Consider the following 24,672-nt stretch of genomic DNA (forward strand, 5'->3'; position numbering starts at 1 on the left):
AAAAAATTATTGATGATTTTCTTTTTTTATTTATCAATATCTACGTATTAAGTAATGAGACAATTCGCACACAAAAATAACTTTAATAAATCCAACAATCAAAAATGGTAAAATACCTATTAAAAATGCTTGTTGCATCGAGGTTTGTTGGTAAACCATTAACCAGATTGCTCCTAAAACTAATTGCACACTAGCACCTAATAAATTCCCCATGTACAACTGCCAACGACCATTACCATACCATTTTAAAAACAGCCCCGTTAAGATAATATAGGCTAAAAAACCAAATAAATAACCACCTGTTGGTCCAATTAAAGAAAAAAGTCCCGAATGAAATCCAGCAAAAACTGGGATTCCTATTAATCCTAATAGGAGATAAATGCCCACCGCTTTTAATCCTTCTTGAACCGGTCTCAAACTCGATAATAATCCGATAAAAATGGTTTGTAACGTTAACGGGATTGGCCCCAATGGAATGGTTAACTGGGATAAAACACCCAAAACGGCTGCTAACTCTGCTGCTATAATTAATTGTTTTAACTGTTTATTTTGTCCCATTTGTTAAGCCTTCCACATTCACCTTTGTAATTTCACCAGCCATATAAGTCGTTATTTGCCCATTTTTATCTCTCAATACCAACTGTCCATCATCTTTAATTGTTTCAACTGTACCAATAATTTCTTGATGACCACTTTTTAAAGTAACTGTCTGTCCAATAACTAGTGACCGTTTACGATAATCATTCATGAAGTCACCATTTTGGTAATTCTGATAGATTTGGATAAATTGATTGGTAATTTCAGCAATCAACTCATTCCGTGTGACATTATTCGATTCATCAATTAATGAACCCACTTTATCTTGTAACTCTGGAGATAATTTTTTAAGGTCTGTTTTAAAATCTAGCCCAATCCCTATAACTAAGCTTGTCACTTGCTGCGTTTCAAAATCTGTGACAGCCTCCGTTAAAATCCCGCAGACTTTTTTATTTTGATAATAAATATCATTCACCCACTTTATTTGTGGTTGAATTTTCAATTTATTTTCTAAAGCATAACTAACCGCCATGGCAGTTGCTGTCGTTAGCTGACCAACATCTTTGATAGGTTGATCAATTCTCAATAAATAACTGATATAAATCCCAGTCTCTTCTGGTGATTCAAATGTTCGACCAAATCGACCATATCCTGCTGTTTGACTATTGGCCACTATTAACAGTGGACCCTGTATATCGGGCTGGCTTGAACGCTCTTTCGCCAATACATTGGTAGATGTCACTTCATCAAATAATTCAATTTGCATCATGTCAGTTGTTAAATAAGATTGAATTAGTTGTGCGTTCAACTGATTACCATCATTTAGACTATATCCTTTTTGTGGAATCGTCTTAATGTCAAAACCCTGCTCTTGTAAACTCTTAATAGCCATCCAAATAGCAGTTCTCGAAACGCCAAGTTTTTCAGCCAATAGTTCTCCCGAAATAATAGTATCTTGTTGTCCAGCTAATATTTTTAGAATACTGTCTTTAGTTTTCATTTTACACCGTTAACCTTTTAATTTTATTAGTTAACATAACTTTAAGCTAACTCACTAAAATATGCAACTAACACTCTTAAAAAAATACCATCCTCACTTTCATTCTGGTAAATAATCATAAAAGTGCTATGATTAATCTATTCTTAAGAAATTAGGTGGATTAATATGGCATACGGAACGAAAATTATTACGTTAGATAATGGTTATCATCTCTGGACTCATACTGAAGGACAAGGTGATATCCAACTACTTTGTCTACATGGTGGGCCTGGTGGTACACATGAATATTACGAAAATTTTGCTGAAAAATTAGCACCTCTTGGCGTTCAGGTTTCAATGTATGACCAACTCGGTTCATGGTATTCTGATCAACCAGATTTTACTAAACAAGAAAATGTTGATAAATTTCTTAATATTGATTACTTCATTGATGAAGTTGAAGAAGTCCGTATTAAATTAGGTTTAGATAACTTCTACCTAATTGGTCAATCATGGGGTGGTGCTCTTGTTCAAGAATACGCCTTAAAATATGGTGACCATTTAAAAGGTGCTATTATCTCAAGTATGACTGATGATATTAACGAATATTTAGCAAACGTTAATGCTATTCGTGCTAAAGAATTGGATGCTGATGCGCTTGCCTACATGCAAGAATGTGAAAAAAATAACGATCTTGATAATGACCGTTACCAAGGTTATGTCGATATTTTAAATGACGGCTATGTTGATCGTAAAAAGCCAGCCCAAATTTCTCATTTAGTAAGCACAATGGCTGAACCCGTTTATAATTACTTCCAAGGTAACAATGAATTCGTTGTGACTGGTAAATTAAAAGACTGGTCTACTCGTGACCGCATTAAAAATATTACTGTCCCAACATTAATCACATTTGGCGAACATGAAACAATGCCTTTAGCAACAGCTAAAAGAATGTCAGAAACAATTCCACATGCTCGTCTTGAAACAACTCCTGAGGGTGGTCATCATCATATGATCGATAACGCTCCTGTTTACTTTGATCATTTAAGTACCTTCTTATCAGATGTTGAAAACGACAATTTTAAAGATTAAATTAAAAAATACCACCATTGATAACTACTATCAACGGTGGTATTTTTTTATCTCTTAATCGTGTAACATCATTGCATTAATTGCAACAACAATTGTACTTAACGACATCACAACTGCACCCACTAATGGACTTAAAATAAAGCCAATTGGTGCTAAAACGCCGGCAGCCAATGGTAATGCAATAATATTATAACCTGCACCCCACCAAAGATTTTGAATCATTTTCAATCTTGTGTTTCGACTTAATTTCAAAAATTTTATGATATCCATCGGATTACTTTTAACTAATATAACGTCTGCAGAGTCGACAGCAACATCCGTACCTGAACCAATTGCCATCCCTATTGTTGCACTTGCTAAACTAGGCGCATCATTAATACCGTCACCAACCATGATAACGTTATGTCCTTCGCCCTCTAACTGACTAACAATTTTAGCCTTATCTTCAGGCATTAAGTTAGCACGAACATCTACAATACCTAGTTTTGCACCAACTTTATCAGCAGCTTGTTGATTATCACCAGTTAACATAATCACTTTGATATTCATTTTTTCTAATTTTTCGACTAAACCAAATGATTCTGGTTTAATTTGATCCCCTTGAGCAACATACCCAATCACTTTTTCATTTTGAATTAAATAACTAATTGAATCTCCTTCGTTGTCAGAAGCCATTTCATCCGTTAATAACTGTTGTTTATTAACATAAGCTTCAGAAACAATTTTGAATGCATCATCGTTAATATGTCCTTCTAATCCAACACCATTAATTTGTTGTGTTTCACTTGCAGTTGGAATCTCAATTTTTAAATCTTCTGCTTTTTGAATGATTCCTTTACCCAAAGGATGTGTCGATCCACGTTCTAACGACGCCATCAATCCGATAATTTCTGATTCAGAAAACTGATCAGTAAATGTTTTATATCCGGTTACCACGAAATGACCTTCAGTTAAAGTTCCTGTTTTATCAACAAGTAATGTGTCAATTGTGTGTGCAACTTCTAGCGCATTTCTATTTTTGATTAATAAGCCATTTTTAGCTGATAAAGAAGTACTTCTCGCAACAACTAATGGAATGGCTAAACCTAAAGCATGTGGACAAGCAATCACTAGAACAGTTACAAGAATTGATAATGCCTGACTAAATGTCCCTGTAATTAACCATACAATGAATGCTAAAATACCAACAGTCATGGCAGCATAAAATAAATATCCCGCAACTTTATCAGCTAACGTTTCCGTATCTGATTTTTCTGACTGCGCTTTTGTGACTAATTTAACAACTTGAGCTAAGTAACCTGTTTCACCAGTTCCCGTTACAGTCATTTGGATTTCTCCATTACCATTAACTGATCCACCAACGACTTCATCATCTACTACTTTTTCAACTTGTTTCGATTCACCAGTTATCATAGCTTCATCGACGCTTGTTTTACCAGAAATAATTGTTCCATCAGCTGGAATCGTTTCATTTCCTTTAACTAACAGAATATCTCCAACATGAACATTTGTTAAATCAACATCTTCAATTTTTTTATTTTCTCTAACGATATGTGCTTGTTTAGGTAAGAGTTGTGCTAATTTTTGAACAGCATCTCCTGCTGACATAACAGCGTTCATTTCAATCCAATGACCTAACAACATAATGACAATTAACGTTGCTAACTCCCAGAAGAAATCCATAACATGATGACTTGGATCTACAAGATTATTCATCACAACAGCATATAAGCTATACAAGTATGCCACACTAATACCCATTGCGATTAAGGTCATCATTGCTGGCTTTTTATCTGCAAGCTCCATCTTTGCACTATCTAAAAATGTTTTACCGCCATAGAAAAATAATCCAGTACCAATAAGTGCTACAACCCAATCAGATCCAGGGAAAGTAAACTGTAAGGGTAAGTTAATCCCCATCATAGGTGTCATTAAAACAATAGGAATTGCTAAAACTAAAGAAATCCAGAATTTCAATTTTAGATTTCCCATATGCATCATGTGCCCACCCATGTTCATTTGATCGTGGTCCATTCCTTCCATATCCATGTGATCCATACTCATGTGGTCCATATTTTTCATATCCTTATGATTCATATTCATGTGATCCATTTCTTTCATATCTTTGTGATCCATTTATACCGCCTCCATTAATTTATATTTTTAGTTTACACTTGTAAACTTAGATAGTCAAATAATTTATCTGTTACAAAAAAAATGTCAAAGAGATAAATATCCCTTTGACATTTTTATATAATCACATAAACATTTTAGTTAATTTACAATTCTATGCATCTTTACCAATTGTTTTACGACGGTTAACTTCTTTTTCAGCAAGTACATCGGAATCTTTAAATCCAAAGACCCAAGTACAACCAAATGCTACGATTATTGTAACAATTGATGCAATCCAAAAGTTAATTTCGTTACTCATTCCTCCACCAAACTTTAAAGGTGTAAAGAATGAAGGGAATCCGATTAATGAACCAGTAAATCCGTACATATTAACGTTTAATAGTCCGGCTACTAATCCACCAACTGCACCACCAATATTAGCTGCTAAGAAGACACGCCCATATTTTAAGGTAATCCCATAAATAGCTGGTTCTGTAATACCACTGAATGCTGCAATAACTGCACCACCAGATAATTCTTTAATGTTAGCCATTTTTGATTTAATCATAACTGCCATTACAGCAGCACCTTGAGCTACCATTGTAATTGAAACAATTGCATTTAAGTAGCTGTAGCCTTTTGAAGCAATATCGTTTGCGATTAAAGGAACAACTGCCCAATGTAAACCAAAGATAACTAAACATTGATATAATCCACCAATAACAAAACCTGCAATTGGGTAGTTTGCTGTTAAAATTGTGTTTAAAATAATAGAAATACCTGTACTAATTAACGTAATAATAGGTCCAACAATAATGATAATAGCGGCCGAAACGATCATAACTTCTAACAATGGTACAAAAATCATTCGTAAAACTTGTGGAATAACTTTTTTGAGTCCTTTTTCAACATAATGTGCTAACCATGCTCCAGCAATAATTGGGAAAATACTGTAAGTATAGTTAACCATATGAATTGGAATCCCAAATAAGTTAGTATTTAATGACATCCCCAAAAGTTGTCCAAACACTTTTGTTCCTGTTGCAATACCAAAAAGTGAAGGATATACCAAGACACCACCAACAATAGCCATAATAATTGGATCAGATTTTAACTTCTGTGCAGCTGTGAATCCAACAATAATAGGTAAGAAATAGAATGCTGAATCTCCCATGGCTGATAAGAAAATGTAAGTCTGTGATGTGGCTTCTGTCCAACGAAAATCGACAGCCATTTGAAGTAATCCTTTTAAAATACCACTAGCAGCCAATAATCCAATTACTGGCATCATAGAACCTGTGATAACACCAATCAAAGTATTAAATCCAGCATTCAATTTTCCACGGAATGTTGTTGGTTTTTCCTCAGCTGGTGCATCATCGGCAGCATCGACCTCGCCACCTGCGTATGATGTTCCTAATTGTGCAATAACTGCATCATAGACATCAGTAACAGCTGGTCCAATAACAACTTGATATTGTCCAACAGCATGACGAACATCAATTACACCTGTTAAATTTTTAATCACTTCATCGTCTGCTTTACTTTCATCAACTAAGTAAAATCGTAACCGCGTAATACAATGGATTAAACTCTTAATATTCTCTTTACCACCGACTTGTTTGATAATGTCTGTAGCTAATTGTGTGTAATCTTTTGCCATAACTATTCCTCCCCTTTTGCAGTACCAGATCCCACTTCCGTGCCACCTTCAAAAGGTTGTGGTTCCGATAATGTTAATTTGTCTAATTTATCTTGTGTATTTGTAATTACTACCATTAAAACATTGTCTAATTGTGCTTCAGAAACTTGTGTTAAATCCATAGTCCCAAGTAATTCACCACCATGAACACGAGCACCTTTTTTAATATTAATATCAAATGGTGCACCTTTTAAATCAACCGTATCAACACCCATGTGTAATAAAATTTCAAGTCCATTATCCATCGTGAATCCGATAGCATGTTTTGTTGATGCAACCAATGTTATAGTTCCAGATACTGGACTATAAATTTCCCCTGCGGTTGGTTTAAATCCGAAGCCATCACCCATTAATTTTTGAGCAAAAACAGAATCGCTCACATTTTCTAAATCAATTAACTCCCCAGTTGCTGGTGCGTAAAACTTATCATCATTTACCTTTTGTTTTCTTTTAAAAATCGACATTGTTCTCTCCCCCATTTTTTTTAATTTATTTAACTAGATTCGCTTACAGCGATTAAGCGTTTTCAAGTTATCCTTATAATAAACCTGTCTATACAGGATGTCAACGCTTTCTTTTCTTTTAAATTAACATTTATATATACTTGTATAGACTAGAATGTTTATGTTAAAATAACCTTATCATTGGAGGTGACTATTATGACGAACCAAAATAAACATTTAGGTATTTATCAAGATCTTGTCACTAAAATCACACATAATATTTACGCATCAGGAACATTCCTACCTAGTGAAATTCAATTGAGCCATTTATACGGTACTTCTCGCGAAACAATTCGAAAGGCTCTCCAAAATTTACTAACCAATGGCTATATTCAAAAAATTCGAGGCAAAGGATCGCTTGTTTTAGATATTCAACGATTCGCTTTTCCCGTCTCAGGTATTACTTCATATGAGGAACTGAATAAGTCTCTTCAAATGAATTCGGAAACACAAGTTAGACAGTTACTTGTCACAACTATTCCTATAGAGAGTTTTGCACCTAAGTCTGTTGTTGGCGATAAAGCGACATTTATTGAACGTCTACGACTTGTTAAAAATGAACCCAGTGTTATTGATCGTGACTACATACTTTCAGATATCGTACCTGAGATACCTTTAGCAGTTGCCCAAAATTCGCTTTATGATTATTTTGAAAATAAATTAGGCTTAGAAATCAGTTATGCTATTAAAAAAATTACAGTTGAACCAGCAGATACAACTATCCAAAAATTATTAAACATTCCAAAAACAGAATCTGTTGTTGTCATAAGAAGTGAAACCTATTTACAAGATAGTCGTTTATTTCAGATTACCGAAGCTATTCACCGCTCAGATCGTTTTAGTTTTGTTGATTTTGCACGACGGACGAAGAAAATATAACTAATAGGAGAATAACGATGACATTTGAAGATAAAATTATTTATCAAATTTACCCAAAATCATTTTATGATAGTAACAATGATGGCCTGGGCGATTTACAAGGGATTATCGCTAAAATACCTTATTTAAAACAACTCAATATTGATATGATTTGGTTTAATCCTTTTTTCATATCACCACAAAATGATAATGGCTATGATATCTCAGATTATTATCATATTGATCCTAAGTTTGGTACTATGGCTGATTTTGATGAACTTGTTACCAAGCTAAAATCTGTAGGCATCGATGTCATGATGGATATGGTTTTTAACCATACATCAACTGAACATGAATGGTTCCAAAAAGCGCTAAAAGGTGATCCAAAATATATGGCTTACTATTATATTCGTGGAGCAAAACCAGATAGCTCGCTTCCAACTAATTGGGATTCTAAATTTGGTGGTCCTGCATGGGAAGCTTTCGGAAATACGGGTAAGTACTACCTTCATCTCTACGACCCAACTCAAGCAGACTTAGATTGGCATAATCCAGCAGTTCGAAAAGAAATGGCCAAGATTGTTAATTTTTGGCGCAACAAAGGTGTTAAAGGTTTCCGATTCGACGTTATCAATGTCATCGGTAAAGATGTCAATTTACTTGATGCACCTTATGGTACTGATAGTAGACTTATGTATACAGATAAAAAAATAGTTCATCAATATCTACAAGAACTTAACGAATCTAGTTTTGGTCAAGACCCTGATGCTGTGACCGTTGGTGAAATGTCTTCTACTTCAATCGATAATTGTATTGAATACACGTTAGGCAAAAACAACGAGTTATCAATGGTCTTTACCTTCCACCATTTAAAAGTTGACTATACCCATGGAAATAAATGGACGACGATGCCTTTTGACTTTATGAGTTTAAAAAACATTCTAAATGATTGGCAATTAGGTATGACAGCTGGTCATGGTTGGAACGCTTTATTTTGGAATAATCATGATCAGCCTCGTGCTATTAATCGTTTTGGTGATCCCGTCCATTTTCGTGAAAAATCTGCCGAAATGCTAGCGACAACTATTCATTTATTACGTGGAACGCCTTTTATTTATATGGGAGAAGAAATTGGGATGAGCGATCCTCAATATCAGCATTTATCTGATTATAATGATATTGAAACCAAAAACATTTACCCAACATTATTAGCGAAAGGACTCAGTGAAACTGAAGCCTTAGACATTATTCAAGCAAAATCTCGTGATAATAGTCGTACTCCCATGCAATGGAATAACTCTGAGTATGCAGGGTTCTCAGCTGAAAAACCATGGTTGATGCCAATGAATCAGTCTATCGTCAACGTTCAAAATGAATTAGTACGCGGCGAAATATTTAATTACTATCAACAACTAATTAAATTACGTAAGACTCTGCCAATTGTCTCTGTTGGTGATTATCAACCTCTTTTAATGGACGATACTCAAGTTTTTGCTTACCAAAGAATACTAAAAAATCAACGTTTAATTGTTTTAAATAATTTCTATGGTACAACGACAACGATTACTTTACCTGCATTTACCGGGGAAATATCAACTGTCATCAATAATTATCCAACCGATATCAAATTAGAAACAGCTATGACGTTAGCTCCATATCAGTCAGTTGCCTTTTTGATTGACTAACTAAAATAAAGCAGCCTTGCAATTTTAAATTGTAAGGCTGCTTTATTTAGAACTTATTAAGATTAATCAAAGTAGATTTTAAAAGGACTAACTGGAATATGGTTTTCGTTCCATAAGCCGGCAGAAGTTACATTTGCATATGCATACTGTAAGCCAATTGATTCTTCTTCTAATCGAATCTTGATATCATTTGTACCTAAATCAATCACTGCAGGTTTTAAAACATCCCCTGGCATGATCCATTTTAAATCAATATCATTTGTTGTTTCAAGTTGTTCACAATTTGAAAAGTTAAGACGCATTTGTTTTACATCAGCTGAAATTTCAGATAATTGTGGACTTGTTTGCATTTCATCGAATTTACCAAAATTAGAATATAATTCGATTACACGATAACCTAATTGTCTTTTACTACTTGGATGAATCTCGTTAGCTGAATCTTCATCCATAGCTGTAACTAAGTAAACCCGATTTTCTGTTGCTGCAAACTTTTGTTGTGCATCGCGAATTTCAGCCCATGAATTAGCTATCTTATGATTATATTGTGGTAACTGAATAATATAAGTTGGTAATTTATTTTGTTTAAGCGTTTTGCGCCATTCACGGATTAATTTTTTCAAAAGTAACCCATAATGTTTTGTATCTATTCCTGCATCTCGTTCACCTTGATACCAAGTTAACAATTTAAATCGGTAAGGACCCACTTGTGATAACATCGTATCGTATAAATTATCGGATTCTTCTAAACTTGGAATTTTAGTATCAACATAAGCTGCTTTTAAAGTCTCGTTATTTATTAGTGTACTTTCTGATACCCAACTTGCAGCTGAAGTCCCATTTTTAGCACATAATACAAGGCCAATTGGTGTGTATTCATCATATTGACGAACCTTCTTAGCCATATAATAGCCTAATGCTGTAACGTTACCAATATTTTCTTCATCAACAATTTGCCATGGATTTTCTTCTGTTGATTGCTTTTCAGGTATATTGATAAAACGTAAATTCATCATTGGCATTGTTTTATTATGATCAAATTCATCATCTTTAGCCATTTTGAAGTTAGCATTTGATTGTCCAGCAATCAAGAATACATCTCCAAATTGTACGTCGCGTAAAATTATTTTATCTGTTCCTGATTTAACTAGAACGGTCACAATTGTAGGTGCTAAAAATGAGATACTTTCAATTAAAAAGTATCCTGTATCATCAGCAATTCCTGTTTCAATTGTATCTTCGCTACCGCCCATTGAAATCGTTACAGTTACTTCTTGATTGGGTTCTGCATAACCAAAAAAACGTGTTGTCTGATCTTGTTGCATAACCATATGATTAGTAAATAGTGGTGCTAATCGCAATGTTGTTGCCACTGTTAAACCCTTCTTTCTAGTCGCTGTCCATTAAGTATCCTTTACAATTATAACATAAGATAAGCCTCTATCGACTTTTTATCAAATGGATTAGTCAGCTACTTTGACTATTATTTAGTTGTTTGTCCTAGCTATTTTGAATAATAGTTGCTAGAATAAAGACAGTCAAAACAGTGTAAAATCGCCGGGTTTTACAAAAATAATAGTTATCACATCCAAGAGGCCATTTTTTAATGAAGGATGTTGGTACCTATTTTTTATTGTCCATTATTATAAGATTATAAAAAATAGGTACCGATAAGGAGCTCAAAATGAATAATCAAACGGTTTCTATCCGTCGTGAACTTTCAGGTTACGTCACACGGAACGTTTTAAGTACTTTAGGTTTATCTGTGTATCTTCTGGCAGATACATATTTCATTGCTAATGCGGTTGGAACAACTGGTTTAGCGGCTTTAAATATTGTATTACCCCTCTTTAATTTATTAAATGGCGTCGGGTTGTTACTCGGAATTGGTGGTGCAACTTTATTTTCTATTTTAAAGATTAAGGATCAAAAAGCGAGTCAAAAAATTTTCACACAGGTTTTAATTGTTGGGATTATTTTCGGCCTAGCTTTCTCAGTCTTAGGCTTTTTATTCATGAAACCTTTACTCTATTTTTTAGGTGCAAACGCAGGAACTTACAAATTAGCTGCTGAATACCTAACTTATATTTTGCTAGCTGCACCATTCTTTGCTTGTAATTATCTCGTTTTAAGTTTCATTCGAAACGATAATAATCCACATTTATCGATGGTTGCCATGTTAGTATCTAGTTTATTCAATATCATTTTTGATTATATTTTTATGTACCCATTACATCTTGGTATGGGTGGTGCTGCAATGGCAACTGCTGTTTCTCCAATTGTTGCTTTAGCTATATTAACCTTCCATCGTAAAAAGGAAGGACGTCTTTTAACGCTCCAACGAACGTCTATTCACTTTAAGACAATAAAAAAAGTTGTTCAATTCGGGTTCCCTGTCTTTCTAACTGAAATGAGTACAGGTGTCAGCATTTTTGCTTTCAACCTTGTCATTTTAAGTTTAGCGGGAAATACAGCTGTCGCAGCCTATGGAATTATCGCAAACATCGTCTTAGTCGCTTTATCACTTTTTAATGGTGTTGCCCAAGGAATTCAGCCTTTACTCAGTCGAGAATTTGGAATTCGGAATTGGCCAGAAGTTAAGCAAATATTACGTTTTGGGTTAATTGTTAGTTTTATTATTGGCACAATTTTATACCTTACATTGACCTTTGAAAAAGATCCTATTATTGCATTATTCAATAATAGTAACAACCAAGAGTTAATCCATTATGCTGAAATAGGCATTCCAATCTACTTCTTAAGCTTATTTGGATCATCCCTTAATGTTGTGTTTAGCATGTTTTTCTCAGCGATTGGCGAACCCAAACATGCACTTATTCTAGCTATCTTGCGCGGTTATGTCTTACTACTAGGCTTATTATTTATTTTTGCCCACTTCTTCAACTTAACTGGTGTTTGGGTTGCTTTACCCGTCACAGAATTAATCATTGTCGTCATCAGTACTGTATTCCTATTCAGTTTCTTTAATAAACAAATTAAAAAACAATAAAAAGAAGGTTTCTTATTTTATGAAAGTTAAACGTTTTGAAGCAATCACAATTCCCGTAACTGATGTCCAAAGAAGTTTACGTTTTTATCATGAAGTTTTTGATATGACTATGATTGAAAATAGTGAGTTACCTACTGTTCATTTTGGCCATCAAAAAATTATTTTTGAGCCATCAACTAATGTTATTCCAATGACACTTAGTTTCGTCGTTAGTGATTCAATGACCGCTATGGAAAATCACTTGAAAAATTATTTTGTGACTATTATCTCTGGCCCGATTGAAAAGCAAGATGTTAAAAATGCACAATCGATTACAATTTCAGATCCAGATCAGCATATAATCGAATTAATTAGTTATCAGAAATAGATTTACTAAGCTAACATCTAAGCGATGTTAGCTTTTTTACTACTATTAGGTTTTTAAATCTATATGCTTAGATTCTCTAAAATACTTTTCTTTATTCCCACAGCTAAACATGGTAATCTGAAAATGAGTTATATCAGAAAGGCGGTCCTACTATGCAACCTATTATTGATTTACAAGATATTTCACTAGAACTTAGTAACCAATCAATCTTGAACCACATCTCTTTTCAAGTAAACCCTGGAGACTTTTTAACAATCACCGGTCCATCTGGAAGCGGTAAAAGTACCGTTTTGAAATTAATCGCTGGTTTAATTTCAAGAACATCTGGTGATATTAAGTTCAATGAAAAATCAATTGACAGTTATGACCCAATCGAATATCGTCGGATTGTTTCTTATTGCTTCCAAACCCCCGTTTTATTCGGCGAAACCGTTAAAGACAATCTGGAGTTTCCTTATATCGTTCGTAAGCAAGACTTCGATGAATCTCGTGCCATTTCTGAATTAGAATCCGTAGGCTTACCCAGCAGTTATCTTCAGAAATCAATAAATGAACTATCTGGTGGCGAGAAGCAACGTGTTGCCTTAATTCGTAATTTAATCTTTTTACCCAAAATCTTACTGCTTGATGAAATCACAAGTGCTTTAGATTCAGAAAGTAAAAACATTATACACGCATTAATTAATCGTTTAAATGACTCAAATAAAATCACTATTATCGCTGTTACTCATGATGATAATGAAATAAAACTGGCTGATCAATTAATTAATATCGAGGCCGGAAAAATAACGGAGGTTAGACATGCATAATTTAGCCGTTAATAATCTTTCTCTCGTTTTCGCTTTTTCATTAGTACTTGTCTCACTAGGAATTGTATATAAAGAAAAATTAGGCCTAGCAAAAGATATTATTTATAGTGTCATTCGTGCAATTATCCAATTAGTCATCGTCGGATACATTTTAAAGTACGTCTTTAATATTAATAATATTATTCTAACTTTAGTTATGATGTTCATTGTTTTCTTTAACGCTGCGTATAGTGCACATAAAAAAAGCGCAGGAATTCCACATAGTTTTCGTATTTCGTTCATTGCCATTTTTTGTAGTACGTCCGTTACACTTGGCCTTTTACTACTAGCTGGAACGCTTAAATTTATTCCTTCACAAATTATTCCAATTACTGGTATGATTGCTAGTAATTCAATGGTTGCGATTGGTCTTTGTTACCGTAACCTTAACAGTAATTTCCGTGATCAACGCCAACAGATTTTAGAAAAACTAGCACTCGGTGCAGATCTCAAACAAGCAGCATACCCTATTATCCGTGAAAGTATCAAAACAGGGATGTCGCCTACTATTGATTCAGCTAAAACGGTTGGTATCGTTAGTTTACCTGGAATGATGTCTGGGTTAATCTTCGCCGGTGTTGATCCTGTCTTTGCGATTAAATACCAAATCATGGTCACTTTCATGTTACTTTCAGCAACAAGTATCTCATCAATTAGTGTTTGTTATCTTTCATATAAACAATTTTTTAATGATAAGAAGCAACTACGATAAATTAAATATCAATCAACTAAAATAGCCATATGTATAAGTTTTCCTTATACATATGGCTATTTCTTACTCTATAACTTGAAACTCACGGTCCTTCAATACATATTGCGTATCACACATTTTAGCAACATCTGGTTCATGCGTTACAATGATGACACATTTATCTTGTGATTTAGCTAAATCTTGAAGTAATTCAATAATTTCTTTCGTATTAACTTCATCCAAATTACCGGTCGGTTCATCAGCTACGACTAATCGTGCGTCACAACACATCGTTCTGACAACAGCGACTCGCTGTTGTTGCCCACCAGAAAGATGTTGAACGTTCTTCTTAGCCATATCCTCATCAATACCAACTTTTTTCAACATATCAAAGGCATATTGTTTATCACCAGCATGTGTTGCTCCGGTAATGTCCATCGCAGTCATTAAGTTTTCCAACGCTGACATATAAGTAAATAAATTATAGGATTGGAAGATAATCGAGACATCTTTATTTCGATAATGAGTTAATCCGATTTTATTGATTGCCTCACCTTCATATATAATTTCTCCAGATTTTGGTTTATCTAAACCAGCAATTAGTGAGAGAAATGTTGTTTTTCCTGAGCCACTACTACCGACAATTGCATATGATTTACTTCTTTCAAAAGTTAAATTAACCTTTTCAAATAAGGGGTTATCCTTATTTTCATACCAATACGCGACATCTTTAATTTCAATCATTTAATCACTCCTTTCTATTATTTATGAAATCAGAATTTTCTTGGGTTCAAGTCGTAAAATACCTAACGATGCTAACATAATCGAGATAAAGATAATTGCCAGACCCATACCACCTAATTCTGCCAAATCTTTGATACTTACAGTTGTGCTTAGATTCTTTAATTTCTCAGATTTAGTTGTCGCTGACTGCCCTGGTATACCACTTGGATCTGTTCCACCAAATTGTCCACCTTTAGTACCACTTGGCGCACCGCCTCCACCTTGCATATCATTTGAAGTTGTAGCTGTTGTAGATGTCGTTGTTTGTTGGCTTATCAATTGATCACCTACTGCATTACCAACGAATTTCCCACCAATTCCGGCAACAACTAATGACACGAGTAGAACCATAAACATTTCAACAAAGAATTGTGCAATAACTTTCCAACGTTTTTCACCTAATGATAGGAGGACACCAATTTCATAGCGACGTTCTCTAATCATTAAAATAACAATTAAGGCAAGAATGATAGTTCCTGCAACTGCGACTAATAGAACAATTTTTTGGGCAAAACTCTTAACATTATTCAATGGTGTCAGCATTGATTGATAAGTACTATCGTTTGTTGACATTGAAAATTTAGATGTGTTAATTAATTTCTTAGCTGCTTTTGTGAAAGTTTCTGACTTGGCTGGATCACTTAATGTATACACAACTGAATCGGCCGTATCTTTATACTTACTACCTTTTAAAGTATTCGCAAATGTGTAAGCTGTATAAATAGTATTTGATGGATCAGTAGCTCCTGGCCCACCCATACTTGTAGAACTAGTTGAACTAGCTTTATAAATACCGACAACTTCAACTTTATACTTCGTACCACCAGTTGATTTCATTGTAATTGTATTGCCCACAGAAATATGGTTAGTAGAAGCAAGTTCTGATTCAATCACAACGTTTTTAGTATTTAAATCACTCGAATTTAAACCACGACCTTTTGTAATTTTGGCACCACTAGTATTTAGTGCACTAGCCGTTGAACTTACACCGGAAATAGAAATATCACCCGTTGTTGCAGAAGTTGCCATTTTCTTGCCGCCCATCCCACCACTTTGACTTGAGGTCGATGTTGTTTTAATGGCATCAAATGAAGAAGCATTAGCTGTAGTTGAAGTGGTGATACTGTAACTCTTCACATTGCTTAATGCACCAACTTTTTTAGCTGTTGCGACTGTTACCCCAGCTAAGTTTAATGATGGTTTAGTGGTTTTTGAGCTTGAAGTTTTCATCTCGCTAAAAGCTTTATCTCGATTAGCTGATAATGTCACCGTTGCACCCGCACTCTTCTTCGCATCATTTGCCGCAGTTGTTGCTGCATTTTGAATAATTAATCCTGCTAAAACGAATAACATAATAGCTGACATAACTAATACAAGTAAAAAAGATCGTCCTTTTTTTGCTTTAAGATTTAATAAAGCACGTTTAAAAAAATTCATATTTATTACCTCCATATTCTCTTAAATTATTTGATAAGAATAAGCATAGCTAATAATTATGAATTATTTTTGAATATTATCAGAACATTTTCGTTTGTTATACAAAAAAAAGTTTTATTATGAATAATAATTCATAATAAAACCGTTTTCTTTATTTAATCTATTAGACTTTTCCAATCTCTCGACCAGATTAATCCTAAACATTTTTCACCTGTGTGAACACCGACAAGTGGTCCAATATAACCCGATTCAAATTTCATTTTAGGAAAACTAGTTCTCAAGTCTTGTCCCCATTCAGCTTGAAGTTCCGGATTATTCGCATCAATTAAATTAATTTGAACTGGATAATCAAGTGAACGTGTTGCTTCTGAGAATTGAGCTTTAATTTCAGAATAGGCATTTTTCATTTTGCGTTCTTTACCAATAGCAACGATTTTACCTTCTTTATCAAAAGTTAAAATCGGTTTAATTTTCAATATGTTTCCAACAAAACCTGAATGATTTGATAAACGACCGGTCCTCATTAAATGATTTAAATCATCAACAACAAAAAGAACCCGTGTTGTTTCTCTTAATTCGGCTAACTTTTCAAGTATTTCCATAACGTTTTTATCTTTATTAGCTAATGTGGCAGCCAATTGAACCATGTTACCCATCCCCGCGCAATCAATTTTCGAATCAAAAACATGCACATTGATGGCCGAAACAGATGATGCGAAAGCTTCAAGATTACCAACTAATCCACTAATACCTGATGATAAATGGATACAAATAACATCTGTATAGCCTTCAGCAGCAAGTGCCTTAAATTTTTCTTCCATTTCACCCATCGATACCTGGGAAGTTGTTGGTAAAACATCTTCTGTTTTTAATAATTGATAAAATTGAGTTGCCGTTAAATCGGCATTTTCATGATAGACATGATTTCCAAATAATACTGGGTTATTTACTACTTTAATATCTAATTGTTCAACAATCTCATCTGTAAGATAAGCTGAACTATCCGTTAATACAGCAATTTTCATTATTTCACATCCCTATTTTTACTATCCTATCACACATTATGCTCGAATACTTTAATTTAACTAACCATTTGGCGACCAATAACTAATCCTAACAGTGTCATCAAGCCACCAACAATATAACTAGCTAATAAATAAATCATGAATAACGATATTTTTTGGCTTTTAATTAATTTAACCAATTCAAAGTTATACGTTGAAAAGGTTGTAAAACCACCCATTGTTCCAGTACCAAGTAAGACTAACATCGGACTAGATAAATTAATTCCTGTTAAAAGACCTAAAATAAAACTACCTATCAGATTAATTAATAACGTTCCAACTGGAAATTGATCAGTTAGATATCGATTACTTAAATTTGTTATCCCATATCTTAACATAGCACCGATTGCAGCGCCAATCCCAACTAATAGTGTCATCATGAACGTTCACTCTCCATTCGCCAATCTCCAATCCGATTGCCTAATGAATAACCAAGTAATGTCATGGAAAGTCCACCTATAATCGTTACTAACACATAGATGAGTGCATAGCCCCATTGTTGCGTCTCTATTAACTTTACAGCTTCCAAACTATATGTTGAAAACGTTGTAAAAGCACCTATAAAACCTGTTTTTATCCCCAAAGTTAACCAATCTGGGACTTTTTCGGTTGTTTCAATATACTGAACTAAGAACGCCAAAATAAAGCACCCTACGACATTAATCATTAATGTCCCCAGTGGGAATCCATTTGGTTGAATAATCGTTAAACCAAGTAAGTACCGACTTATTCCACCAAAAAAAGCAAACAATGCAACAATTATATAATTCATTTTATGACCTTCTTATCAATTTTACATTTACTACTTCATTTTACCGAATTATCTAGTTAATACCAAATTAAAATGGACCACTAGAAATTATCTAGTGATCCATTTAGGCTAATCTTGGCTTAGTTTAAATTGACTCCATGGTTTCAAAAAATCGAGTAAGAATAATTCATCATCTATAATATGCCCAACAATATTTACACGACCATCATTTTTCATTTCTTTTAAAGCAATTTGTGTTTCACCTTTATATTGTCCATAACCTTCATTATCAATTAAGACGTCACCACGCTTAATTAATTTTGTATTATGTGCAGGAAATTCTTTATCTTTATACACAACCCGTGTCATTGTCGAACGTAAAAGATACGCTGAACGATCTCCGCGGTAACTATGAATATTATCAAATAATACTACTTTTTCAACCTCAGTAATATCATCTGCCGTTTCAATTTTAATCGTCGGATAATTGGCGTTGAATGCTTCTGATGCTGCTTTTAATTCATTTTCTGAAGCGTACGCGTTTGCGATAATCACATCATCAATTAAATCTGTCATCACCATATGTTTAACTTGTGTGGCAATATCTAAATGTCGATGATCCTCTAATGTACATAGTCCATCAGCAGTTGGCCAAGGTCCAAAAGTAGCTGACTTAGCATTAACAAAAGCTGCCGTATTTAAATTGTATTTTTTAAATTTCTCACTGCAAGCTACAAAAAAGTTATACTCTAATCCTGTGTATTCATGTGGATAAAAATTATGTGAACCTAATAAGTTCTCTCTTTTTGGTGAATAACTCATAATGTTATCCACATAGTTAGTCCCAGAACTCATATTTATTTCTATTTTTAAGTCATATGGATTGCGTGTCATTGCTGCTTCTTCTGCACCTGTAAATCCTAAATCTAATCGAACACCATATGCACCCATATCGTCAAAGAATTTTAAATCTTGATAACTAATATTTAGTTGTTCAAATAAATCAGGATTGATATCAACCATTACTTCCATACCAAGTTTATTTGCGTAAGCAACTGTCTTTTTAAATTCTGATAATACCTTATCTTTACCATCTGTCACTTGGAGTAAACTCGTAAAGACTCTTTTATACCCGTATTTACATGCCAAATCTAAATATGCTGTATCATCATTATAATTTGATCGTTCTGGATAAATTGAAATACCTAATTTTCCCATTATTATTCCTCCTAAATATTATTAAGGTCTATACCAATATTATAAAGGACATATAATGTAATTGAAAGCGCATTCCAAAAAAACTTTTGATTATTTTTAAATTTTTTCTTAATGTTAAGGTTATTTTAAGGTTCATGTTGTATATTGAACTTATCCCAAAACAACATAAATAACTAACCTTTATACTTTTTCATTTCTCCTCCAAAGTAATGAGAGAGAGAGCTAATTTATTAGCTCTACAACTTACTCCCTAGAGACTGCCTTCCCAGCAGTCTCTTTTTTGTTTCTAAATATTAAGAATCGTGCTAATATTTTAATCACGAAGGAGGTCTTAAGGATGCAAACCATTTATACGCTAATAACATTGATTTTTCTTAGTGTTATACCACTTCTTGTAGCTGCTTTTTTACTAACAGCTGTGAACAGTAATACAAAAAAACAATTATCATTAAATCAACAATTATACTTGGGTTCATTGGGTATTATTATCCATGAAGCAAGTCATGCTATAATGGCTTTTTTATTTGGATTTCACGCCATTGAAGTTAAATTAATTAAACGTCCACATCCCGAAATTGGTGATAACTCACTTGGATTCGTTCGTTATAGCTCACCTAAAAATATGCGTGGTAAAATTGGACAAGCAATGGCCGGTATTGCGCCCATCATTGGCTGTTCAATCGTAATTATTGGCCTTTTTATTCTACTGCTACCTCACTCTTTTAATCTACTATCAACAATGCTAGTTAACCAAGCATTTAATACTCAATCGTTATTTAACCTATTCACCTCGTTATTTCAATCTTGGTCATTAAGACTTATCCTGTGGTTGTTAATCACAACATCTATTACAATTGGTGGTTTTGATTTAAGCTCAGCAGATAGAAAAGGATTTGGTCTTGGATTCAGTTTATTAGCACTTTTAATCATTATCTTTTATTATTTCTTAACTCTATTTAATCACCAGACTTTAATGATGACTCTACTATCAAAATTTGCCTTATCTATTGGTCTAATTACTATTTTGATGCTGTTTTTATTACTTATTACAAATTGGCTGGTTAAAATCATCAAAAATAAATAAGACTATCTCATATTGAAATGGTCTTATTTATTAGTTGTATCGACTTATTTATTTCCACCACAATTTAACTAATGCTTGTGTACCGTCATTACCTAATCCATCTTCATCAACTAATTTTTCATATAGTACTTTAGCTTCTTTTGTTGCGGGTAGATTAATATTCATTTTTTCTGCTTCGTCTAATGCAATACGCAAATCTTTAAGAAAATGTTTTGCAAAGAATCCTGGTGTATAGTCATCACTTAAAACTCGGGGCGCATAATTGTCTAAACTCCAATTTGCTGCACTTCCCCCGCCAACTGTTTTAATGACACTTTCCAAGTCTAAGTTTGCTGCCTTAGCGTAAACTAACAGCTCAGTCATTCCGGTCATTGTTCCAGCAATCATAATTTGATTAGCCATTTTTACATGTTGGCCTGATCCATAACCACCAAACAAGGCAATTGTTGTTCCCATCTTTTCAAAAATAGGTTTCACTTGTTCATATACATCACTGTGTCCACCAACCATAATTGTTAGCTTCGCATTCTTTGCACCAATATCACCACCAGAAACAGGTGCATCTAACGCAAACAACTCATGAGTTTCCGCGTAATCACCAATTTTTTTCGCTAGTGTTGGTGTACTTGTTGTCATATCAACTACAATTGCGCCTTTTTTAGCACCAGCAAAAATACCATTTTCTTCAAAATATATTGCTTCTACATCTGCAGGAAAACCAACCATCGAGAAGATAATATCACTTTTAGCCGCAACCAATTGTGGCGAATCAGCCCATATTGCCCCTTGGCTAACTAAGTCATCTGTCTTTGATTTGGTTCGATTAAACACGGTTACTTCATAGTTCGCTTTCAATAAATAACTAACAATTGCTGAGCCCATAACGCCCGTTCCAATAAACCCAATTTTTTTCATAATAATCTCCTTTTATAATTTTCTTTAGTATGCACCTTTAAGGTTACGACTGCCATTAATAATAGTTAAGCCTAAAATAAAATCCCACTACAAAATTTGTAGTGGGATTTTATTTATACTGCTTTATTTTGAGCAACTTTTTCACTTAAATACTTTGAAAATTTACTCTTATCATGATAACCAACAACTTTTTCAATTGCTTTGCCATCTTTAAATAATAGAAAACTCGGAATACTCATGACATCATATTCCAATGCTGTTTCTTTATTTTCATCAATATTCAACTTTACAAATTGCATATCATCTTTGAATTCTTGTTCTAATTCATCAATAACAGGTTCCATCATACGACATGGACCACACCAAGGAGCCCATAAATCAACAATTGTTAATCCGGAATCTGTATGTTCCGCGAGCGTTTTATCTGTTACTTTTGTGACCATTTTATCGCCTTCGTTTCGTTATTTTTTATTCTGAATATTATACATATGAATTAAAGTCGTTAATATAATAGCCCCAAAAACAATTCCAGCAAAAAGTACTGCTGAAACTTCGATACCAATTTGAGGGATAGAAAGGAATAACTTCACCGCAATTAATGCGATTAGCAAGTAAGCCATTGATTCTAACTCCGGAACAACCTTCATCAACTTCATAATCAATGTCGCAATCCCACGCATGGCTAAAATTCCAAACATCCCACCGATTAAAACAATGACTGGATTTGTCGAAATTGCTAACGATGCTAAGACAGAATCAATTGAAAAAACAATATCCATCATCTCAATTGAAATAACAACTGACCAAAACAATGAGAATGGACCTTTTCGTCCATTACTTTTTTTCTCTGATTTAGGTTTTGGCGTTTTAATTTTTGAAAAGAAATAATGGGCTGATAGGTAAATAAGATACCCAGCGCCAATTACTTTAATTTCCCAGAAATCAATTAAAAATGTTCCAATTCCAATAATGATGAACCGGAAAATATATGCACCCCATAATCCGTAAAATAATGCTTTTTCTTGTTCTTTTTTACTTGGTAATTTTTGTGTTTGTGCAGCTAATACAATTGCGTTATCCACTGATAATAAGCATTCGATTACTGCTAATGATAGGATAATTATCCAATCACTACTTGATTCGACAACTGTTTTCCAATTGTTTAGATCAAAAAATGGTCCATATAAGTTTGCTAACATTTAATTCTCATACTTTCTTTCAATAATTTTTATAAATAACTGTAAATGATTATTATACAGCAATTACCAGATTATGCCATAACATATGAACAACAGTAACTGCCAGCTACATTTCTCGAATAGCAATCAATAATGACAGTTATGACACTTTATCTCGATTCATTAAAACAACATGTTGGTCTTGCTCATTTAACCGATCAACATGTTTTTCGCCCCAAACACACAATTTATTTAATATAGTACTCAAAGACTCACCATATTCAGTCAATTGATAATCTACTTTTGGTGGTACCTGTTCATAGATATGTCTAGAGATAATCCCATCGGCTTCCAATTCACGTAATTGTTGCGTTAACATTTTTTGGGTTATTTTCGGAATTGCACGTTTCAGCTCACTAGTTCTTCTTTTTCCACCACGTAAATGGCATAAAATAATTGTTTTCCATTTTCCGCCAATGACTTCTAAAGTCGCTTCAACACCAATATTATATGTTTTATCTTCCATTCTTCCTCCTATAGGCACTAAAAAGTTCCTATAGCACTTTTTAGTACGTTATTGTCTTATTGTTGCGTACACGTATAATCATAAATTGTAGCATTATTCCAACAAAAATCAAGGAGGCTTTACAAACTTATGGAAAAACCAAAAATATCACCATCCCTAACACTCTTAGCATTGGCTATTAGTGCTTTCGCAATCGGATCAACAGAATTTATTAGCGTTGGGCTCATCCCCTTATTAGTCAAAGATTTTGGTATTTCATTAAGTCAGGCAGGACTTAGCGTTTCATTATATGCATTCGGTGTCACAATAGGTGCACCCGTTCTAACTATTTTAACTGGCCAATTTGATCGAAAAAAATTACTCTTAAGTATCATGGCGTTATTTATCGTTGGTAATTTAGTTGCAGCATTTGCACCAACTTTTTCAATTTTATTAATTGGTCGAATTATTTCTGCATTGTCTCACGGTATATTCATGACAATCGCTTCCGTTATTGCGGCTGATGTTGTTGAACCTTCAAAACGTGCTAGTGCTATTTCAGTCATGTTTACTGGTTTAACCGTTGCAACTGTAACCGGTGTTCCTTTAGGTACATTTATTGGTCAACATACTAGTTGGCATGGATCATTTATTTTTATTAGTATCATTGGACTAATTGGTTTAATCGCCAACTTTTTCCTCGTACCAAATGGTTTACCAATTCCTGGAAAATCTGATGCGCATGGTTTTATCCGTGTCCTTAAGAACAAATATCTATTGATTACGTTATCATTAACCGCCTTAGGTTACGGTGGGACATTCGTTGTTTATACGTATATTACGCCACTCTTAGAAACTTCAATGGGTTACAGTGAAAGTGCTGTTGTTATCATTTTAATCGTCTACGGATTGATGGTTGCCCTTGGAAATACGATTGGCGGCCGTTTAGCAAACCATAATCCGCTCCAAGCATTATTAAAAATGTTTATCGGACTTGCAGTCGTCTTATTTATCCTTTTCTTTACTGCTAAAATGTCAATTCTAGGTTTATTAACCGTTATGGCCTTAGGACTATTCGCCTTTATGAATGTTCCAGGATTACAACTATACGTTGTTCAATTAGCTGAAAAATATACCCCTAAAGATATTACTTTAGCATCGTCGCTAAATATTTCTGCTTTCAATATTGGCATTACGTTAGGCTCTTTAATTGGTGGACAAGTTGTTTCTAATCTCGGATTAGGTATGACGCCACTTTTTGGGACAGTCATGGTTTTAATCGCCATCTTCATGACAATGTACTTAATTACACTCAATAAGAATGAGAAATAACAAAAAAACGGGTCACAACGA

At 33.9% G+C, this 24,672-nt stretch carries 23 protein-coding genes and 1 pseudogene; 9 read left to right on the forward strand and 15 right to left on the reverse strand.

Annotated features, from left to right (window positions below; all coding sequences use genetic code 11):
• Positions 1-33 precede the first annotated feature (33 nt).
• Entirely contained in the window at positions 34-558 is a 525-nt protein-coding gene (locus AC1RPV_RS00590; protein ID WP_481760942.1) for a biotin transporter BioY, read from the reverse strand.
• On the reverse strand, positions 545-1,537 hold the full coding sequence (locus tag AC1RPV_RS00595; RefSeq protein WP_481760943.1) for a biotin--[acetyl-CoA-carboxylase] ligase: 993 nt from the start codon (positions 1,535-1,537) through the stop codon (positions 545-547). Before AC1RPV_RS00595 ends, AC1RPV_RS00590 begins: the two co-directional genes overlap by 14 nt.
• 165 nt (positions 1,538-1,702) lie before the next feature.
• Here AC1RPV_RS00595 and AC1RPV_RS00600 point away from each other — a divergent pair, with 165 nt between their 5' ends.
• Complete coding sequence (locus tag AC1RPV_RS00600) at positions 1,703-2,608, forward strand: proline-specific peptidase family protein (RefSeq protein WP_481760944.1); 906 nt, start codon at positions 1,703-1,705, stop codon at positions 2,606-2,608.
• Between the two features lie 54 nt (positions 2,609-2,662).
• Here the strand turns inward: AC1RPV_RS00600 and AC1RPV_RS00605 are convergent, their stop codons facing one another.
• Positions 2,663-4,690: a copper-translocating P-type ATPase gene (locus AC1RPV_RS00605; protein WP_481761140.1), complete on the reverse strand. Its 2,028-nt coding sequence runs from the start codon at positions 4,688-4,690 to the stop codon at positions 2,663-2,665.
• Between the two features lie 205 nt (positions 4,691-4,895).
• A pseudogene (locus tag AC1RPV_RS00610) lies at positions 4,896-6,889 on the reverse strand (PTS sugar transporter subunit IIABC).
• A gap of 195 nt (positions 6,890-7,084) precedes the next feature.
• On the opposite strand from AC1RPV_RS00610, the gene treR reads away from it, so the two are divergent.
• Entirely contained in the window at positions 7,085-7,807 is a 723-nt protein-coding gene (gene treR, locus AC1RPV_RS00615; protein ID WP_481760945.1) for a trehalose operon repressor, read from the forward strand.
• A 17-nt stretch (positions 7,808-7,824) separates the two neighbouring features.
• Positions 7,825-9,471: an alpha,alpha-phosphotrehalase gene (gene treC / locus AC1RPV_RS00620; protein ID WP_481760946.1), complete on the forward strand. Its 1,647-nt coding sequence runs from the start codon at positions 7,825-7,827 to the stop codon at positions 9,469-9,471.
• A 62-nt stretch (positions 9,472-9,533) separates the two neighbouring features.
• Here treC and AC1RPV_RS00625 read toward each other — a convergent pair whose 3' ends face one another.
• Positions 9,534-10,841: a sialate O-acetylesterase gene (locus AC1RPV_RS00625; RefSeq protein ID WP_481760947.1), complete on the reverse strand. Its 1,308-nt coding sequence runs from the start codon at positions 10,839-10,841 to the stop codon at positions 9,534-9,536.
• A gap of 311 nt (positions 10,842-11,152) precedes the next feature.
• On the opposite strand from AC1RPV_RS00625, the gene AC1RPV_RS00630 reads away from it, so the two are divergent.
• The 4 genes from AC1RPV_RS00630 to AC1RPV_RS00645 all read left to right on the forward strand — a co-directional run bounded on the left by AC1RPV_RS00630 (position 11,153) and on the right by AC1RPV_RS00645 (position 14,405).
• The gene (locus AC1RPV_RS00630; protein WP_481760948.1) at positions 11,153-12,478 is read left to right on the forward strand and encodes an MATE family efflux transporter; all 1,326 of its coding nucleotides are present in this window, start codon (positions 11,153-11,155) and stop codon (positions 12,476-12,478) included.
• 19 nt (positions 12,479-12,497) lie between these two features.
• A complete protein-coding gene (locus AC1RPV_RS00635) occupies positions 12,498-12,845 on the forward strand; it encodes a VOC family protein (protein ID WP_481760949.1) in 348 nt (115 codons plus the stop codon).
• A gap of 152 nt (positions 12,846-12,997) precedes the next feature.
• Positions 12,998-13,654 (forward strand): ABC transporter ATP-binding protein, encoded by a 657-nt coding sequence (locus tag AC1RPV_RS00640; protein ID WP_481760950.1) that lies wholly within the window; start codon positions 12,998-13,000, stop codon positions 13,652-13,654.
• Positions 13,647-14,405, forward strand: a complete 759-nt coding sequence (locus AC1RPV_RS00645) for an ABC transporter permease (protein ID WP_481760951.1) — start codon at positions 13,647-13,649, stop codon at positions 14,403-14,405. The genes AC1RPV_RS00640 and AC1RPV_RS00645 overlap by 8 nt, the downstream gene beginning before the upstream one ends.
• A gap of 63 nt (positions 14,406-14,468) precedes the next feature.
• Here AC1RPV_RS00645 and AC1RPV_RS00650 read toward each other — a convergent pair whose 3' ends face one another.
• From AC1RPV_RS00650 to AC1RPV_RS00675, 6 genes are all read right to left on the reverse strand, one after another.
• Entirely contained in the window at positions 14,469-15,128 is a 660-nt protein-coding gene (locus AC1RPV_RS00650; RefSeq protein WP_481760952.1) for an ABC transporter ATP-binding protein, read from the reverse strand.
• A gap of 21 nt (positions 15,129-15,149) precedes the next feature.
• Positions 15,150-16,604 carry an ABC transporter permease gene (locus AC1RPV_RS00655; RefSeq protein WP_481760953.1) on the reverse strand — a complete coding sequence of 485 codons (1,455 nt, stop codon included), beginning with the start codon at positions 16,602-16,604 and terminating at the stop codon, positions 15,150-15,152.
• Positions 16,605-16,759: 155 nt separating this feature from the next.
• Positions 16,760-17,629 carry a DegV family protein gene (locus AC1RPV_RS00660; protein WP_481760954.1) on the reverse strand — a complete coding sequence of 290 codons (870 nt, stop codon included), beginning with the start codon at positions 17,627-17,629 and terminating at the stop codon, positions 16,760-16,762.
• Positions 17,630-17,685: 56 nt separating this feature from the next.
• On the reverse strand, positions 17,686-18,048 hold the full coding sequence (gene crcB / locus AC1RPV_RS00665) for a fluoride efflux transporter CrcB (RefSeq protein ID WP_481760955.1): 363 nt from the start codon (positions 18,046-18,048) through the stop codon (positions 17,686-17,688).
• A complete protein-coding gene (gene crcB, locus AC1RPV_RS00670; protein ID WP_481760956.1) occupies positions 18,045-18,440 on the reverse strand; it encodes a fluoride efflux transporter CrcB in 396 nt (131 codons plus the stop codon). The genes crcB (AC1RPV_RS00665) and crcB (AC1RPV_RS00670) overlap by 4 nt, the downstream gene beginning before the upstream one ends.
• Positions 18,441-18,548: 108 nt before the next feature.
• On the reverse strand, positions 18,549-19,637 hold the full coding sequence (locus tag AC1RPV_RS00675; protein ID WP_481760957.1) for a DUF871 domain-containing protein: 1,089 nt from the start codon (positions 19,635-19,637) through the stop codon (positions 18,549-18,551).
• Between the two features lie 337 nt (positions 19,638-19,974).
• On the opposite strand from AC1RPV_RS00675, the gene AC1RPV_RS00680 reads away from it, so the two are divergent.
• Positions 19,975-20,721, forward strand: coding sequence for a hypothetical protein (locus tag AC1RPV_RS00680; protein WP_481760958.1), 747 nt, complete (start codon positions 19,975-19,977; stop codon positions 20,719-20,721).
• 48 nt (positions 20,722-20,769) lie between these two features.
• Here the strand turns inward: AC1RPV_RS00680 and AC1RPV_RS00685 are convergent, their stop codons facing one another.
• The 4 genes from AC1RPV_RS00685 to AC1RPV_RS00700 form a co-directional block, all read right to left on the reverse strand.
• Complete coding sequence (locus AC1RPV_RS00685) at positions 20,770-21,636, reverse strand: NAD(P)-dependent oxidoreductase (protein ID WP_481760959.1); 867 nt, start codon at positions 21,634-21,636, stop codon at positions 20,770-20,772.
• 113 nt (positions 21,637-21,749) lie between these two features.
• Positions 21,750-22,079 carry a thioredoxin gene (gene trxA, locus AC1RPV_RS00690; protein WP_481760960.1) on the reverse strand — a complete coding sequence of 110 codons (330 nt, stop codon included), beginning with the start codon at positions 22,077-22,079 and terminating at the stop codon, positions 21,750-21,752.
• Between the two features lie 18 nt (positions 22,080-22,097).
• Positions 22,098-22,835 carry a TerC family protein gene (locus AC1RPV_RS00695; protein ID WP_481760961.1) on the reverse strand — a complete coding sequence of 246 codons (738 nt, stop codon included), beginning with the start codon at positions 22,833-22,835 and terminating at the stop codon, positions 22,098-22,100.
• 139 nt (positions 22,836-22,974) lie between these two features.
• Complete coding sequence (locus AC1RPV_RS00700; RefSeq protein ID WP_409021715.1) at positions 22,975-23,340, reverse strand: winged helix-turn-helix transcriptional regulator; 366 nt, start codon at positions 23,338-23,340, stop codon at positions 22,975-22,977.
• A gap of 129 nt (positions 23,341-23,469) precedes the next feature.
• Here AC1RPV_RS00700 and AC1RPV_RS00705 point away from each other — a divergent pair, with 129 nt between their 5' ends.
• Positions 23,470-24,651, forward strand: coding sequence for an MFS transporter (locus tag AC1RPV_RS00705; protein WP_481760962.1), 1,182 nt, complete (start codon positions 23,470-23,472; stop codon positions 24,649-24,651).
• The last annotated feature ends 21 nt before the right edge of the window (positions 24,652-24,672 follow it).

The organism is Dellaglioa sp. CoH-55-MRSF-9 (assembly GCF_056782155.1).